The organism is Campylobacter hyointestinalis subsp. lawsonii (assembly GCF_013372165.1).
GTDB lineage: Bacteria > Campylobacterota > Campylobacteria > Campylobacterales > Campylobacteraceae > Campylobacter > Campylobacter lawsonii.
Genome location: NZ_CP053828.1, coordinates 537134 through 554498, shown reverse-complemented (window position 1 = coordinate 554498; position 17365 = coordinate 537134). Strand labels below are relative to the sequence as shown.

At 34.0% G+C, this 17365-nt stretch carries 13 protein-coding genes; 1 reads left to right on the top strand and 12 read right to left on the bottom strand.

The genetic code is table 11. From position 1 onward, the window contains the following. Window positions 1–3 precede the first annotated feature (3 nt). The 8 genes from CHLWT_RS02825 to CHLWT_RS02790 form a co-directional block, all read right to left on the bottom strand. Entirely contained in the window at window positions 4–1131 is a 1128-nt protein-coding gene (locus CHLWT_RS02825) for an ABC transporter permease (RefSeq protein ID WP_111974842.1), read from the bottom strand. Continuing rightward, window positions 1118–2362 carry an ABC transporter permease gene (locus tag CHLWT_RS02820; RefSeq protein WP_111999948.1) on the bottom strand — a complete coding sequence of 415 codons (1245 nt, stop codon included), beginning with the start codon at window positions 2360–2362 and terminating at the stop codon, window positions 1118–1120. The genes CHLWT_RS02825 and CHLWT_RS02820 overlap by 14 nt, the downstream gene beginning before the upstream one ends. After that, entirely contained in the window at window positions 2363–3733 is a 1371-nt protein-coding gene (locus tag CHLWT_RS02815) for a Fe-S-containing protein (protein WP_111999949.1), read from the bottom strand. A gap of 91 nt (window positions 3734–3824) precedes the next feature. Continuing rightward, window positions 3825–4346, bottom strand: coding sequence for an iron transporter (locus CHLWT_RS02810; protein WP_034960820.1), 522 nt, complete (start codon window positions 4344–4346; stop codon window positions 3825–3827). A gap of 2 nt (window positions 4347–4348) precedes the next feature. Then, complete coding sequence (locus CHLWT_RS02805) at window positions 4349–6247, bottom strand: FTR1 family iron permease (RefSeq protein ID WP_111999950.1); 1899 nt, start codon at window positions 6245–6247, stop codon at window positions 4349–4351. A 527-nt stretch (window positions 6248–6774) separates the two neighbouring features. Continuing rightward, entirely contained in the window at window positions 6775–10767 is a 3993-nt protein-coding gene (gene dnaE, locus CHLWT_RS02800; RefSeq protein WP_111999951.1) for a DNA polymerase III subunit alpha, read from the bottom strand. A gap of 156 nt (window positions 10768–10923) precedes the next feature. Beyond that, window positions 10924–11169, bottom strand: a complete 246-nt coding sequence (locus CHLWT_RS02795; RefSeq protein WP_111999956.1) for an RNA-binding regulator — start codon at window positions 11167–11169, stop codon at window positions 10924–10926. Window positions 11170–11805: 636 nt separating this feature from the next. Further along, complete coding sequence (locus tag CHLWT_RS02790; protein ID WP_111985176.1) at window positions 11806–12348, bottom strand: DJ-1 family glyoxalase III; 543 nt, start codon at window positions 12346–12348, stop codon at window positions 11806–11808. A gap of 395 nt (window positions 12349–12743) precedes the next feature. Between CHLWT_RS02790 and CHLWT_RS09540 the strand changes: the two genes are divergently transcribed. Further along, window positions 12744–12983 (top strand): SelT/SelW/SelH family (seleno)protein, encoded by a 240-nt coding sequence (locus CHLWT_RS09540; RefSeq protein WP_258521927.1) that lies wholly within the window; start codon window positions 12744–12746, stop codon window positions 12981–12983. A 32-nt stretch (window positions 12984–13015) separates the two neighbouring features. On the opposite strand, the gene efp is transcribed toward CHLWT_RS09540, so the two are convergent. From efp to CHLWT_RS02765, 4 genes are read right to left on the bottom strand one after another with little or no spacing between them, the layout of a single operon-like run. Then, a complete protein-coding gene (gene efp / locus CHLWT_RS02780) occupies window positions 13016–13585 on the bottom strand; it encodes an elongation factor P (protein WP_034963843.1) in 570 nt (189 codons plus the stop codon). A gap of 16 nt (window positions 13586–13601) precedes the next feature. After that, window positions 13602–15179 (bottom strand): phosphoglycerate dehydrogenase, encoded by a 1578-nt coding sequence (serA, locus tag CHLWT_RS02775; protein WP_063998505.1) that lies wholly within the window; start codon window positions 15177–15179, stop codon window positions 13602–13604. 3 nt (window positions 15180–15182) lie between these two features. Continuing rightward, entirely contained in the window at window positions 15183–15656 is a 474-nt protein-coding gene (locus tag CHLWT_RS02770; protein ID WP_063998506.1) for a hypothetical protein, read from the bottom strand. A 3-nt stretch (window positions 15657–15659) separates the two neighbouring features. Continuing rightward, window positions 15660–17336, bottom strand: a complete 1677-nt coding sequence (locus CHLWT_RS02765) for a 30S ribosomal protein S1 (RefSeq protein ID WP_151062162.1) — start codon at window positions 17334–17336, stop codon at window positions 15660–15662. Window positions 17337–17365 lie beyond the last annotated feature (29 nt).

Here is a 17365-nt window from a genome sequence, read left to right as displayed (position 1 = left end):
TATTTATTCCCTTAGTAAATTTGCTATATTTTGATTTAACGCTTTTTTTATCGGATAAAAGCTTGCTAAAAGCGCAAAAACAAGACTTATAACAATAGCCAAAACAAGACTGACAAGTCTAAAATCAACTCCGCTTGAAAATATAATATGTCCTAAAAATATAGCAAGAACGTATCCTAAAAATCCACCTAAAATAGACCCAACTATACAAATAGTAAAAACTTCGCTAAGTATGAGCTTTAAAAGTGAAGCTTTGCTTGAACCTAGTGAGCGTATAAGCGCAAATTCCTTTACTTTTGAAAAAAGTATAGATGACAAAGTTGTATTTATACCAACGGTCGTTATAAAAAGTATAGTCACGCCGATGAGAAACATCAAAAGTTTGATCTTATCTAGGATTTGCCCCTGTGCTTTTGAAATTTTACCGATGATTTCAAATTTAATATTTTCGTTACTTACATTTTCAATGCTCTTTTTGATACTATCAAAATCCCCGTTTATTATGGCATTTGCATAGTTTATGAGATCTTCTTTACCAAACATATCCTGAGCTAAGTCTAAAGATACCATAAGTAGGTTGTCTTCTTTTTGTCCGTCATATACGACACCTTTTATGCGAACTTTATACACTTCATTACTTGATGGCGTAATCTCTAAGATATCTCCTGGTTTTGCACCTATGATCTTAGCAAGATCAGCACCGATGAGAGCAAATTTATCTCCATCATCACTAGCTATAAACTCACCACTTTTTAGATCTATATAAGGCATAATTTTTCTTAAATTAGCAAAGTCTAGCCCCATAATAACTGCGTTACTCACTCCTATATTTGCTACGCCAAAAAGATATTTATTTGATACCTTTAGATCTTTTATATTGTTTAAGATAGCGTTTAATTCGTTTTCGTTTATGTAATTATTTTCCAAATTTAAAGGACTTATAACAACATTTGCACCGTAATTATTTAACTCACTGCTTACTTTTTTATCAATATCTGTATATAAATTTATAAGCGCAGACGTGATCGCCGCACCAAATAAAATAGATACAAACATCACAAAACTTCCACGACTACTGCTTAATATGCTTTTAAAGATAATCTTTATAAAAAATATTTTATTTTCTACCATATAACACCTCAGCCGGAAGTAAATTTATAACGCTCTTAAGCGGTAAGATAGAGCCAAAAACAGATATCAAAAACCCAAAAAATATACTAAGAGGCAAAACTATAATGCTGATACCTGCAAAACTTCCAAATATCTGATAAGACAGCACAAAGCTAAGAGCGTACCCAGCCAAACTTCCTAGTAATGAAGCGCATATACAAACTGCAAATATCTCGGCTACAAACTGCATATAAATGATAAAATTTGTAGCTCCTAAAGCCTTTAAAAGCCCTATTTCTTTTTTGCGTCTATTTATCTCACTTACCATAAGACTAGTGATACATATACTTGAAACTATCAAAGATAGCACGCTTGCTACCCACATTAAACTCTGAATTTTTTTAGTTATACCGCTTTGTGTTTCGCTCACGCTAAGCACTGCTTTTGCCGTAGCGTTTGGATACTCTTCGCTGATCTGATAAGCGATAGAGCTTACATAAGCAGAACAATACCACTTATCATAAGCCACGCTATCTAAGCTATCAAGATCGCGTCTTGCCTTTAGCGAAAGGTCATTTTCAGGGATACTCATCGCAGAAACTTCTGCTTTGTCTATTAAATTTGGTTTATTTGCCAAGCTCTGAGCTAGTTTTAAACTAGCGATTATCTTCTTACTTTCATGCTCACTAGAGTGCAAAACTCCTACGACTTGAGCGTTTATATCTCCTAGTTTTAAAGCATCTCCCACTTTTAGCCCAAGTCCATCACCGGCTAAAACCTCGCTCATACTATCATCTTTTGGATATCTGCCATCAACCACCCAAAAAGGATACAAACTTTCTACTCCGCTTTTAAAATCAGGTTCATCACTTACATTTATATTTTTATCAAAATACGTCCCTACGACATCAAAACCATCTATTTTTAGATTTAAAAACGGAGCAAATGCAGTGATATTATTTCTCCAAAATATCTCTTTTATCTTATGAAGATCGCTCTCTTTAAGATAATCTTCATTTTTAAGCGGTAAAAACTCTTTGCCCCCTATCTCTATGCTAAGATTTTGAGATTTTGGAAGCACTACTATATTTGAGCCATAACTCCTTAGCTCACGAGCGACTTGATCGCCTATATTTAAAGTGATATTTAACATACAAGCTATAAGTGTTACGGATAAAAATATGGTCAAAAACGCTAACATTTTACTACCTTGCGAGTGTAAAATAGACGAGCTAATGATCTTTATAAACATTTATTTATTCTCCTTAAGCAAGCCATCTGTGGTAACGTAATTTTCAGGGTATGCTTCAAATTCGGCTTGATTTTTCTCATCTTCAAAAAAATACGTCTTGCCATAATAAACATAAGTAAATTTAGAATCGTTCAAAATCTTATTTTTGCTCACTGGATCAGTGACTTCTTTTTTAACGATCTTAGAAAAAAATGTAGCGCCTTTTTCTATGGTTTTTAAATTTATACTAATCTCTTTTCCATCAAATTTATACTCAAATGGTATAGGATTGCAACCGCCTGGTTTTCCTACGCTTGGTAGAAATATACGGACATTGCAACTTATGCAGATGAGATTGTCGCCGCTTTTGATATAACCCATATCGCCACATATCGCACACGCATCAAAAACAGCTACTGGAGCTAGTTTATCTTTAAAACGATTTACTAAGAAAAATCTCACTTCATGGCCGTCATCTGTTATGTAAGCAAATCTATGAAGATTATAATCCATAACCAAATTTGCATCAAATTTAAACTCGCCGCGGACTGGTTCTACTAAGGTTGGTTCGCTGATCTTAGGTGGTTTTGAAGACACTAAGAGATAAAACAAACTAAAAAATGAGATCAAAAAACATGTTAAAAAGCAAAATGTTACCATTCTAAAATACGCCGTTCTTTTAGCGATATTTATCCTATATAAAACGATATCTTTTTTGTCTATCTTTTTTGGTAACCAAAATAGATGAATTAAAGCCAAAAGCATAAGCAAAATAGACAAAACGACTGGTAAAAAACTATTAAAATAGATAGTTTTTGCCACGACGCTAAGTAAATTTGAATACGCTCCCACTAAACCATCTTGCATCAAGCTAAGAGTTAAAAATGAGACTCTATCGGCTAAACACAAGATTACTAATATATATAAAAATATATATCTAAATAAATTTGGGGTATTTTTTAAAATAGCTCTTGATACAAAATAAACAGATATGAGCGATAGTAAAGCTAAACTAACCATAAAAAGATTGCTTAAACTAAGACTATCTAGCAGATCTCCTGCAAACACCATAAAGTTCATACTTATAAATCCATACTCATAGCCGTATCCAAACGCTAAGAAAAAGCTAAATATATTTGAAAAGTATGAGTTTTTAAATTTGATACAAATAGGAGTTAGTAAAAGCATAATTATACAAAGAGCATCAAAAATGATCTTGCCACTATCGGTGTTTATAGATATTTTAAAAAGTTCAAATACAAAAAGTCCAAAGCAAAGCCCGAAAATAGATGGTAAAAGTATGTTTTTTATATGTTTTTCGTGATCTATAAACGCAAGGATAAAGCTTGGTCCAAACAGAGCCAAAACCACTTGATAAAAAAATATCGTCATAAAACTACCTTATTTAAATTTAAAAAATATCCTCAAGCAGATACTTTTTAAATTTAAATCCAGCCGAAGCCGGATCTAAAAATCGCAAAGATTATTCCTTTGGAGCGCCTGTATATTTAAATGTATATTTTGCATCAAAAGGAGCCCACCATTTTGCAACGCCTGTCGCTTTGTCTGCGTGACGTCCAAAACCTTGTGTGCTTGGATTGTCTATATGAAATGTAAGCTCGTAGTTACCAACACCAGAAGTCATTTTTAAGTTCGCGCCATAATGAGGACCATCGCTTGCTACCATAGGCATAAGAGTTCCGTTTATAACTTTGCCATTATCTAAATTTTTAAGCGTATAAGCTATCTTAAGATATGGTATCCACTCACCCTCGCCAAAACCATTTGCATTGCCTTGTACTGCGTGGATATCTGCTTCAAGGTGGATATCTGCTAGGCTAGGAGCTAGGTCGATACCTTTTGGCTCCATATCAATAGGTTGAAGATAAACTGCTGCTATTTCCATACCATTTTTTTCTATAGGCTCACCAATTGGTTGTTCTGCCGCCATAGATAAAACTGCTGCAAGGCTTAAAGCCAACATTCCTGAAAATATTTTTTTCATACTTATTCTCCTTTATTAAAATTTAATTCTCGTTTTTTTATTATAAAGACTCCAGATATTAAAGCTAGTATCATCAAAAATTGCGGTACTAAGCTCTCATAGTAAGGATAAATTCCAAGCCATGATATAGTAGGCACTCCATCAGCTATACTAGGCACGAAAAGCTTACCCTCTACAAGCTCCATAACTCCTTTGCCAACAAACACTATAGACATATAAAATATAATAGCAGAAGTTGCTATGAAAAATGGCTTTATAGGAATTTTTAAAGAAAATACTTTTATGATAAAGTATGCTATAAGAAGTGCTACGACACCAGTTACAAAACCTGCTCCTATCATACTAAAGTCATAACTAGAACTCGCATCAAATATCAAAGCTTGATAAAACAGCACCGTCTCTGCGCCTTCTCTATATACTGCTAAAAATACGGTCCACCAAAGAGCTTTGCTATCTCCGCTACTTAGACTATCGCTGATATGACCTTGTATATAGTGACTCCATTTTTTAGCTCCAGCGTTGCTAAGTAGCCAAAATCCTACGTAAAACAGAAGTAATGTAGCCACAAGCATAACAACGCCTTCTAGGATCTCTCTGCTTTGTCCGGCTAAACTAACGCCAAATATCAAATTGATAGCATAAGCCGTTACAAAACTAAGGATAATAGCTACTCCAACTGAACTATATACTAAATTTAAATGCCCTTTATTTCCGGTTTTTATCAAGTATGCAACGACTGCTGCTATAATGATAAGAGCTTCAAAACCTTCTCTTAAAATAATACTAAGAGCGTAGATAAACAGAGCCATCCCGCCTATTTCGCCACTAGTTTTTTCCAAACTAGCTTCAAGCTTTGAATAGAGAACTTCTTGCTCAAGAGCTATTTTATCGCTACTAGCCCCACTTTTCATCAAAGAAACTATCTTGCTAAAACTAGCTTCGGTAGCAGTTTTAAGTGGATTATCTATCGCTCCTATCTTGTTTTCCATACCGCTAGCTTCGTATTCGTCAAAATATATATCCCCAGCGTCGCTTATAGCATCACTCACGTTTCCGCTCTCATAAAGTTTAAGCACGTCAGCCATTTTTTGCTTTATATTTTGCACGACAGGAGCGTAATCAACCTTTTTATCTTCTACCACTTCAGTCTGTGGCGCTAACGCGTAAGACTCTTTTGGAAGCTTATTTACAGCAGTTTGTATAAGCTCATCTATATCTTTTATGGATTGAATAAACGTTTCTTTATTTAAATTTATATTTTCACTTATTATGGCGCCCATTATCTGTTGTATCATCTGATCCATTCGCCCAGTTGCGTATCTCCTAATAGCGATCTCTAAGCCAGTATTTCTATATAAATCAAATTTGATTTTATTCATAGCTGCCTTTATAGCTTGTGCATCTTTAGCATCATAGGCGCTAATGACCATTTGCAAATCAGCATTTATCTGCTTTAAAGTATCACTCCATGGATTGTCGCTCACTTCTATACCAGCAGCACTTAGGCCATTATCTTCGCTTTTTTCTGCCACCAGCTTAACTCCGCCTTTGATAGTTGGCAAAACTTCTTTTATCTCGGCGTTTAAGTTATCTATCATAGCTTGTAAAATTTGCTCGTTTTGCGAAGCTTTTATAGCTTTTCTTATATCTCCAAATTGCTTCTCCATCGCATAAGCTTTTTTTTGACCTAAATTTATACGAATTCCACTTTCTAAATTTTCAAAATGGCTAAAGTAGGCACTTTGGGTCAATTCTCTTGCTTCTTTGGATTTTCCATCTTTATACAGCTGCATAACATTTATAAAGATATCTTCTATATTTTTTGCTTCTTTATCGTAATCAATACCAAAAAGATGAACTTGCATAAGCATAACCAAAATAAAATTAATGATTACTTTCATAAATTTAACCTTACTTAAAAGTATAATATTAATGAGAGTTATTCTCATAAACTGAGATGAAAATATACAATGATAAAGCTTAAAATAAGATAAATATTATAGAATTTATTGATAATAGATAAAACTCAAGCAGAGTCCTAACTAAAAATACACGAATTAGCATAACTAACTTATAAAAAATAGAGTTAAATTCCCAGCTATACCGCCGATATGCTTTTTTAAAAATTGTCTATAATTCAAAGTATAATTTTAAAAAAAGTAGAAAAACTCTTGGATTTTATATTAAAAATTCATAAATTCAAATTTTCCTATATCTCTATACTTTTAGTGTGAATGTTTAGAGTATTGCTTGTAAAGTTATTGATTTTTAAACTTCAGACATATCCGCCTTATATCCGCTATTTGCAGTTGTTCTACTTTATAAGATATAGTTGGCGGTTAAATTTAATCTACATATAAAAGTGTAAAATAAAAACATAAAGCTAAACTCAGCCACTTTTGCCCAACAAGAAGTGAAACAAAAAGCTTTACGAGCAAAGACTCTGCTGAACGCTTATGATATTTGCAAGTTTTTCTTCAAAATCGTCATTTACCACAAATTCAGTGTTAAATAGCATAACTTCGCTTTTGTAGTCGTTCGTGATACGCAAAACTAGGCGTTTATCGCCGTTTTTTTGATGCTCTTTATGGGCTAAATTGTAAATTTCATTTATCTTGCTTTTATCTAAATTCCCAAGCTCTAAGTCTATCTGCAAGTTCCCCTTTATAGATTGTATAGCCACCGCAGACTCGTCTTTAAAGATCCTTTTGTTTCGTTTTAGGCTGAAGTTTCCACTAGCTGCGTCCTCTAAAGAGATGATCTGATTTATGATAGGTTTTGACTGACCGTCTTTGCTAGGAGCGACTCTAAAAGCGTAAATTTGATTTAGCTCTTCACTTTGCATATTTGAGATAAATTTACTAGTAGCATCAAAGGCTATCATCTCAGAATTTCCGCTCATATCGGCTACATTTAAGATAGTCATATCCATACCGCTTTTTGTAGTTCTTGTATTTATGTCGCTCATCTTACCCAAGATCAGCACTTCGGCATCTTTAGTAGCCAAAAGTTCGCTTATGTTTTTATGACTTATAGACTCAAAGAACTGCTCTACGCCTTTTATATCTGCGGTGCTTAGCTTACTAGATTTTAGCGAATATCTACGATTTATCGCATCTTCTAGACTCAAGATATCATTTATCTTTATCTTAAACTGCTGTCCGTCTCTTGTTAGCGTAACTTTAAACGCGTATGGCTTGCTAAGATCGTCGCTGTTCATAGCGTCTATCTTTTTGTATTCGTCAAACGCCATAGCTTCGATACTTCCGTGTATATCTAGTATAGTTATGATAGCCATCTTTTTTCCACTTTTAGTGATCTTTATAGTTGTATCTTCTATCTTACCCACTATTAAGATCTCGCTTCCGTCTTCAACGCTCTCAAAGTTATCGCAAGTCACATAGTCGATGCTTTCTATCTCATTTTTATAGTCATCAAGCGGATGCCCTGAAACATAAACTCCCAAAATGTCTTGCTCAAAAGCAAGCATCTCTTTTTTTTCAAATTCATCTTTTATATGAGTTAAGTTCAGATTTACTTCTTTCATACTTTCATCATCGCCAAATAGTGAATTTGACGCATTTCTCTTTATATCAGAAACACGTTTTGTGGCCTCTACTATATTGTCGAGATTGCCTACTATCATTTTTCTAGTAAATCCAAAATCATCAAACGCGCCTGATTTTGCAAAAGACTCATAAACTCTTCTATTTACCGAAGTGCTATCTGTTTTAGAGATGAAGTCGTTTAAGCTAGTAAAAGTTCCATTTCCTCTGGCTTTTATGATCTCTTCTGCGGCACCTACACCGACACCTTTTACCGCCGACATTCCATAGATAATGGCGTCTTTTCCGTCTTTTTGGATAACGCTAAACTCACGCATAGAATGATTGACATTTGGTGGCAAAAATCCAATATCTAAACGTTTTATCTCATCGATGTATTTTATGATCTTATCGACGTTATTTTCTTCGCTAGTAAGAAGAGCAGCCATAAACTCAGCTGGATAATAAGTCTTTAGATAAGCAGTTTGAAACGTAATGAGAGCGTAAGCTGCAGAGTGGGATTTGTTAAATCCGTATTCGGCGAATTTCATAATAAGCTCGAAAAGTGCGTCAGCTTTTTTCTCATCAAAGCCCGAACTTTTGGCTCCCTCTAAGTACTGAGCTTTTAAACGAAGCATTTCGTCTTCTTTTTTCTTACTCATTGCTCTTCTGACAAGATCAGCTCCACCAAGGCTAAATCCACCTATGGCTTGCACTACTTGCATAACTTGTTCTTGATAAACTATAACGCCATAAGTCGGCTCAAGTATAGGTTTTAGTACGTCAAAGGCGAACTCTATTTTCTTTTTTCCGTGTTTGATATCTATAAAATCATCAACCATACCAGAATTCAAAGGTCCCGGACGATAAAGTGCTATCATAGCGATGATGTCCTCAAAGCAGTCTGGTTTGAGCTTTGCGGCTAAGCTTTGCATACCGCTTGACTCTATTTGGAAAATTCCCAAAGTATTTCCGCTTTGTATAGTCTGATATGTTTTTGGATCGTTAAAATCTACCTTTTCCCAAAGTATATCTACGTCAAATCTAGCTTTTATAAGCTTCTTAGCATTATCGATAACCGTTAGAGTTTTTAGCCCTAAAAAGTCAAATTTGATCAGATCTACATCTTCGAGATAGTCTTTTGTGTATTGTGTAACGTAGTGTCCGTCCTCTGCGTTGCTTTGTTTCCAAAGCGGTGCTTTTTTCCATAACTCTTCATTGCTTATAACTATACCAGCGGCGTGCATTCCTGGGTTTCTGTTTAAGCCTTCAAGCTCACACGAGTACTCCCAGACTTGCTTTGCAAGCTCGTTTTGATTGATAAGAGCTGCGATCTTTGGCTCTTTTTCAAAGGCACCGTCTTCCATTTCGCCTTTTTTATTTTTATGTGCTTTTAGAGTGATACCTAGCTCATCTGGTATGAGTTTTGCCATAGCGTCGGCTTCTGAGTAAGGCATACCCATCACCCTAGCCACATCTCTTATAACACCTTTTGCCAAAAGCTTACCAAAGGTTGCTACTTGAGCGACGTTGTATTGTCCGTACTTTTCTATAACATAGTCGATAACCTCACCGCGTCTATTTTGACAAAAATCCACGTCGATATCAGGCATACTTATACGTTCTGGATTTAAAAAACGCTCAAAAAGCAAGTTATAAGGTATCGGATCAAGATCAGTGATGCGAAGAGCGTAAGCGACCAGACTGCCAGCCGCACTTCCACGTCCAGGACCTACTGGAATTCCACGTCTTTTGGCTTCGTTTATGAAGTCTGCGACTATGAGCATATAGCCTGGAAATTTCATATTGTTTATCGTATTTATCTCAAGCTCGAGCCTGTCTCTGTATATCTGATGTTTAGCAGGATCGATAAACTCAAGCCTCTTTTCAAGTCCTTGTTTGCACTCATACTCAAACAAAAAGCTATCATTTTGCAGATCATATTCATTGCCCGGATTTGGCAGGGTTAAGTTTTTATTTCTCGCGTACTCTTGAGTAAATTTAAAATTCGGTGGAGTCGCGTCGCCAAGCTTTATCTCTAGATTGCACTTTTCTACTATATCTTGAGTATTTTGTATGATCTCTGGAATATCAGCAAAAATTTCGCTCATCTCTTCAGGGGATTTTGTGTAAAATTGACTTAAAACTTGCCCTCTGACTTTATCATCAAAGTTTTTGTTGGCTGAGATATATACAAATATCTTTTGTGCTATCGCACTCTCTTTTGTAGTATAGTGAGCATCATTTGTAGCTATGAGCTTTATGCCGGTTTCTTTTGAAAGCCTGATTATATCGTCATCTATGCGCTGTTGATCGCCTATACCGTGACGCATTATCTCAAGATAAAAATCATCTCCAAATATCTCTTTGTAGTCCAAAGCGACTTTTTTAGCAGCTTCGTAACCCCCAGCTCCTCTTTTTAAATTTCTCTCACTCAAATTTAGATGAAAATTTACTTCTCCTGCTAAGCAAGCAGAGCTACACACCAAACCTTCGCTATGCTCTCTTAAAATCTTTTTATTTATCCTTGGATAATAATAGTAGCCTTTTATGTAAGACATAGAGCTAAGATACATCAAATTTTGGTATCCTATTTCATTTTTTGCAAACAAACAAAGGTGAAACCTCTGCCTACTTTCTTTGTTGCTTATATCTTCGTGATTGTGTATGTATGCTTCAATACCTATGATAGGCTTTATGCCTTCATTTTTCATAGTTTTATAAAATTCGATAGCACCATACATATTGCCATGATCTGTTATGGCGCATGACTTTATACCCATTTCTTTGAGTCTTTTTGCTAAAACTTTTATTTTATTTGCACCATCAAGTAGTGAATATTCGGTATGTAAATGTAGATGTGTAAATTCGCTCATTTTCAGTTCCTTTATTGATAAATTCTATCATATAAGCACTAAAAACAAACTTATTATTATCTGAAAGATTTTTAAATTTATAACTTTAAATTTAGTTATGGATCAATATAAGAATGTAAAATTTAATGGGTGAGGTTTTTTAAAAACCTCAAAAAATCAATCTCTTGGTCTAGCCTCATTTACTCTAAGAGCTCTACCGCAAACTTCTTTTCCATTTAACGCTTCTATGGCTTTTTTTGCTTGGTCATCAACACTCATCTCAACAAAACCAAAGCCTTTTGAACGATTTGTTTCTTTATCTTTTACAATTTTTGCACGCGATACTTCACCAAACTCACTAAAAGCTTCTCTAAGCTCTGCTTCACTCATACGATAAGACAAGTTGCCTACATAAATGTTAATCAAACTACATTTCCTTAATTTTTATTCCGGTTTAATCGGTTGTGGATATGATACCTAAAATATAGATAAAAAGCTATAAAAATTCTAAATTTATCATAAATATTTTTAAATTTTGTAGAAATCTGTTATATCGACCAGCAAAAAACTATATTTTTGGGCTTTAAAATATTTATATTGTTATTTAAAAAAAATTAATTTATTATTATTTATTATTATATTTTAATTGTTATATTGCTAAATAATCATCACTAAACAAAAAACTAATACCTGGGTATGGTAAATTAAAAACATTCACAAATCTTTTTGGCATATTGATTGTATTGTTTTTTCATTTTATTTGGCTTGGGTTTTATACGTTTTATAATGCCAAAAGCACTTTATGATTTAGCGATGATAGCGGGCAACTATCATATAATGAATGACACATACAACGACTATCTAAAATCGTCGCACTCTAAAAAGTAGCAACGAAGCTATCTGTCTATTTGCCACATTCTAATCTTTTAGAAGATGACAAGAATTTAAAACCATAGCGTTATAGATAAAAAATAATCTCTTAAAAGCTTATTTTGCCAGACTTCATCAGGGGTCTGGCTTTTATAAATGCTTAGCCATAAGTGGCAAATGCAAGCTGGACTAAAACAAAAGTCCATTTTTAACTTCGGTATATTTGCCATCTCCTTCTAAAATCTTAACTAACTCTAAAGCAAATTTCATAGCCGTAGCAGGGCCTCTTGAAGTTATGATATTTTCATCTATCACGACATCAGAATTTGACACATAACCATTTTTTGCTACAATCTTTTCAAATCCAGGATAGCAAGTATAGCTATTTTTTAAAACACCAGCAGTATTCAAAGCCCAAGGAGCAGCACAAATAGCTCCTATAAATTTACCATTAGCATCAAAATCTTTCAAAACTTTTTGAAGTTTTTCGCTTTTTGCCAAATACTCTGCTCCAGGAAGTCCGCCGGGCAAAACTATCATATCATATTCATCAAAATTTACTTTATCAAATTCAACATCCGCTTCAAATTTAAGCTGATGAGCTCCTCTTATATATAGAGCTTCTAGTCCTACTGCAACGGTATTTATGTCAGCTCTTCGTAAAATATCCAAAATACTTATCGCCTCTATCTCTTCAAAACCATCTACTAAAATGATCGCAACATTTTTCATACCTGCTCCTTATTTTAAATTTAAAAAATTATAGCTAATTGTATCAAACTTCATAAAATATTTTTGTAGTTTGGGCTATGATTCTAAATATTTTATAAAATAATAATATGTAAATCAACATTTCTTACTGCGATATTTTCCCTAAAATCACCGCCGAATCTTTAAGCGTCGAAAAGTAGCTAAATAAAAGTTTTCTAGATGTAAAGGTTTCTAGAAAAAATAAAATCGTTACTACGATCAAAAAAGACTTTAATCTTTAGTTTAAAAAAAGCATTTAAATTTATTTAAATGCTTATCACTATTTCATCTTTAAATATCAAATTTATATCAAAATCATAAAAAATTTATTTACATTATGATGATACCATAAAACATTTTAACGAAAGGATTCGAATATGCAAGTAAAAATATTTTATTGCAATTCTTGAAATTTCCGCCCAAAAGCTTCTAGTTTAGAAGAAGAACTAAAAAATAATTTTCCAGGTGTGGAAGTTTCTAAAGAGATAGGCAACAAAGGTGACTTTATAGTCGAAGTAGATGGAAAAGCAGTTTTTAACAATCACGATTTTCCAAGACCAAGATTTCCAGATCATGGAGAAGTAACCAAAATCATAAAACAAGAATTTAATCTCTAAGACAAAAGCCCTTTTTTAGGGCTTTTATTTTTTTATTTATTCGCTCTTTCTATATACTCACCTCTTACAGTATCTACGCGGATAACTTCACCTTCTAATACGTGAAACGGTATTTGGACAACAGCACCACTCTCTAAAGTAGCTGGTTTTTTATTACTTCCTTGGGTATCGCCTTTAAAGTTCGGCTGAGTTTCGACTATCTTTAACTCAACGACTTGAGGAACTTCTACACCGATAGCTTTGTCATTGTGAAATAGAATTTGAACCATCATTCCATCTATCATCCACTTTTTAGCTTCACCGATATCTTCATCTGAGATAGCGACTTGCTCATAACTCTCTACATCCATAAACTGGCAAAATTCGCCATCGTCGTAAAGATACTGCATCTCTTTTTCTACTAAATTTGGAGATTCGCATTTATCACCCGCATGAAAAGTTTTTTCTAAAACTTTACCTGTAGAAAACGACTTTATCTTTACGCGAACGAACGCCGCACCCTTTCCAGGTTTTACATGTTGATACTCAACTATCTTATATGGAACTCCGTCTAACTCTATCTTTAAACCTTTTTTTAAATCGCCCATTGAATATGAAGCCATTTGTACTCCTTAAAAATTATAAAACTGCGTACTCAGCCCAAACGCAAGTATCTAGTGCGTTTAGCTTTGCTAAAATTTCTTTTTGGATATCATCATCTACTAATATCACAGCAAGTGCAAAACCATTTTCATCACGACCCAAACGGAAATCCGCGATATTGATCTTAGCTTCTGCTAAAATAGAGCTGATACTGCTGATAACACCAGGAACGTCTCTATTTTTAAACACTATCATTCTACCTTTTGGCTTAAAGTCTGTCTTAAAGCCGTTTATATTGACTATTCTTTGCTCTGTTTCGCCAAATACAGTTCCGCTAATACTTATAACATCTTTATCAGAGATAAGTTTGACAGTAAGTTTATTTTTATATCCACTTTCTGGAACTACCGTAGCTGAGATATCTATGCCTTTATCTTGTGCTACAAATTTTGCATTTACATAGTTTATAGTGTCACCTAAAGTCTCTTTAAGTGATCCAACTATCGCAAAAGTAAGCATTGAGTTTGCATAATCACTTATGCCACCTTCTACTTCCACTCTTATAGCTTTGATCGGACGTTTGTTTAACTGAGCAGCAAAATATGAAATTTTTGATATAAGCTCTATATAAGGTGCCACAAAAGGAGGTAGATCTTCTGTTTTGATCGGTAAATTTAGTGCATTTGGATAGCAAATTCCTCTAGCCGCACTCATTGCTTGTTCTGCTGCAGCAATAGCTATATTTTTTTGAGATTCAAAAGTATTTGCACCAAGATGAGGAGTAGCACTCACATTTTCTAGATCCAAAAGAGGATGGTTATTTCCTGGCTCTTTGACAAATACGTCAATGCCTGCGTAAGCTATTTTACCACTTTTAAGACCATCTAGTAAAGCATCTTCATTATATAAACCGCCGCGTGCGCAGTTTATTAAACGAACTCCATCTTTCATTTTTGCTATTTGTTCAGTAGAGATCATATTTATGGTTTCTTTGTTTTTTGGAGTGTGTATTGTTATAAAATCGCACGCCAAAATATCATCAAAATTCGTCGTATAAGTAGCACCGATATCGGTTGCTTTATTTGAGTCTATATACGGATCATAAGCTATTACTTTCATACCAAAAGCAAGGCTTCTAACAGCGACTCTTGAGCCTATATTTCCAAAACCTATGATGCCAAGAGTTTTACCATAAAGCTCATTTCCATACCATTTTTCACGCTTCCAAGTTCTGTTTTGTTGTAGATCATTTACAGAGTTTATATACTTTCTAGCACTATTTAGCAAATGACACATAGTCATCTCAACAGCAGCTATTGTATTTGCTGTAGGAACGTTCATAACTATAATGCCTTTTTTTGAGCATCCTTCGATATCTACGTTATCTACGCCTACTCCTGCTCTTACTAATGCTTTTAAATTTTTGCAAGCCGATATAAATTTAGCATCACAATCAGTAGAGCTTCTAGTAATAGCTACATCTGCTTCATGCATAATATTTAGAAGTTCGTCTTTTGGAGTATTTACCGCATCTATGATACGCAAATCTTTTTGTGCATTTAAAAGTTCAAAACCAACTGGATGTATTGCGTCACAAACTATAACTGTTTTCATAATTCAATCTTCCTTTATCCTAGAATGAATATTGTATTTTTTTAAATTTAAAACTATATTTTGTGCTATATTTTTATTGTCTGTGTTTAGATATATAAGACTTTCATCACCTTTTTTCATCACAGTAGAATCAACGCCAAATTCTTTAGTTACTCTATTTATACAAAAAATAGAGTAAAAATCACATTTATCAAGAAGTAGTTCAAAATACCTTCCTCCTTTGGCAAATTTAGAGTTGCCGTCGATTTCGATAAGCATTAAATTTGTAGGTAAAACATAGTCTTTTTTTGCGAACATAGCAACTTTTTCAAACCAAGTTCCAGCTTCTTTATATGTAAATTCTGTGCTACTATTTGTATCTTTTGGTTGGTAAAATCTCGGTGCGGGAACTTCTGCAAATTTCCACAAAAACGCACCGGCTCCAAAAAGCAGCAAGGTTAAAAAGCATATTATTATAAAGAAGCTGTTTAACTTCATCTATTAATCAGCTAGCTGCTCTTTTATGATATCGCCAAGAGTCATTTTGCCCTCGTCGTTTATCTCATTTAGAACTTCACGTTCTTTTTGCTTAGCAAGTCTTCTTACGCTTAGACGAATTCTGTTTTTCTTCTCATCTATAAAAGCTATCGCAGCTTCTATGCTGTCGCCGACTTTTAAAGAGTTGATATCTAAATTTCCGATATCTTCTTTTCTTATAAGTGCATCAACGCCATCTTCAAGAGATACAAACACGCCAAAATCTTTTATATCCCTGATAGTTCCAGATACGATATCGCCGTTTGCGTGAGTCTTAGCATATTTTGTTACAGGACTCTCTTTTAGATCTTTTTGACTAAGTGAGATTTTTTGGTTTTTATCATCAATTTTAATGATTTTTACTTGAATATTATCGCCTGTTTTAAAGATATCTTTGCATTTATCATTTCTATCCCATGAAGAATCTTCATTATGTAATAGCCCCTCTAAAGCACCTATTCTGACAAATGCACCAAAATTTGTTAGAGTTGTTACAACTCCATTAACTATATCACCTTCACTAAATTTAGCATTAAATTCATCAAAAGGTTTTGGAAGTAAATTTTTAAGACTTACTCTAAGCCTTCTATCACTGGCGTCTATTTCGATAACTTCAACGTCTAGCTCTTCGCCTTCTTTTATAAAATCTTTAGGATTTTTGATATTTTTATCCCAAGAAATTTCACTTATATGTAAAAATCCCTCTATATCATTTCCTAAATCAACAAATGCGCCATAAGGTTCTATATTGCTAACAGTAACTTTTATGGTATCGCCTACTTCTAAGCTATCTTTTATCTCTTCCCAAGGATCTGGAGTAGCAGCTTTTACAGATAGAGATAAGTGTTTTTTATCGGTATCGTATTTGATGATCTTAACATCTACCTTATCGCCCTCTTTATATAATGTATTTGGATTTACCGGACCTTTATAGCTAATCTCGCTATAATGAACAAGTCCGTCTATACCGCCGACATCAACAAACATACCATAGGTTGTGATTTTTTTGATAGTTCCTTCGATAATATCAGTATTATCGATAATATTTTCTATAGCTTCTTTACGTTTTTTTCTATCTTCATCGATAAGTTTTTTACGAGATACGATAATACTTTGTTCATCTTTATTTATTTTTAAAACTTTTACTTTGAATGTTTTATTTATTACTTGATTTGCATCTCTAAAGCCACTTTGTGATTTTGGCATAAAAAACTCAACATCATCATTGCTAAGCGCAACAAATCCGCCCTTGTTTTTAGATATGATTTTTGCATCATAGATATTGTCTGCATTTTCATCGAAATTGTCTATGAAAGCCTTAACTTTCTCTTTTCTAAGAGCCTTTTTATGAGATACGATCGGCCTACCATTTCTAGATCCTGTTATAGCAACTTTGATAGTATCGCCTATCTTGTATTGTAAAGTGCCATCATTGTTTGTGATCTCAGAGATATTCATAATACCCTCTGACTTCTTACGAACATCAACAAATACCTCAGTATCTTTTATATTGACGATAACACCATCGCAAACTGTACTCTCTTCAGCCTTTAAAGACTCCTCAAACATAGCGGCAAAATCTTCTTCATAATCTATTTTATCGCTTATGTCGTTACGAACATTTTTGTTCACCTCAGCCATCTTGGTCCTTTTATCTATAGATTTTTCCT

Bases quoted from the DNA above. Each gene is read 5' to 3' on its own strand.
- CHLWT_RS02825 (WP_111974842.1), bottom strand. From the start codon at position 1,131: ATGGTAGAAAATAAAATATTTTTTATAAAGATTATCTTTAAAAGCATA.
- CHLWT_RS02820 (WP_111999948.1), bottom strand. From the start codon at position 2,362: ATGTTTATAAAGATCATTAGCTCGTCTATTTTACACTCGCAAGGTAGT.
- CHLWT_RS02815 (WP_111999949.1), bottom strand. From the start codon at position 3,733: ATGACGATATTTTTTTATCAAGTGGTTTTGGCTCTGTTTGGACCAAGC.
- CHLWT_RS02810 (WP_034960820.1), bottom strand. From the start codon at position 4,346: ATGAAAAAAATATTTTCAGGAATGTTGGCTTTAAGCCTTGCAGCAGTT.
- CHLWT_RS02805 (WP_111999950.1), bottom strand. From the start codon at position 6,247: ATGAAAGTAATCATTAATTTTATTTTGGTTATGCTTATGCAAGTTCAT.
- dnaE (WP_111999951.1), bottom strand. From the start codon at position 10,767: ATGAGCGAATTTACACATCTACATTTACATACCGAATATTCACTACTT.
- CHLWT_RS02790 (WP_111985176.1), bottom strand. From the start codon at position 12,348: ATGAAAAATGTTGCGATCATTTTAGTAGATGGTTTTGAAGAGATAGAG.
- efp (WP_034963843.1), bottom strand. From the start codon at position 13,585: ATGGCTTCATATTCAATGGGCGATTTAAAAAAAGGTTTAAAGATAGAG.
- serA (WP_063998505.1), bottom strand. From the start codon at position 15,179: ATGAAAACAGTTATAGTTTGTGACGCAATACATCCAGTTGGTTTTGAA.
- CHLWT_RS02770 (WP_063998506.1), bottom strand. From the start codon at position 15,656: ATGAAGTTAAACAGCTTCTTTATAATAATATGCTTTTTAACCTTGCTG.
- CHLWT_RS02765 (WP_151062162.1), bottom strand. From the start codon at position 17,336: ATGGCTGAGGTGAACAAAAATGTTCGTAACGACATAAGCGATAAAATA.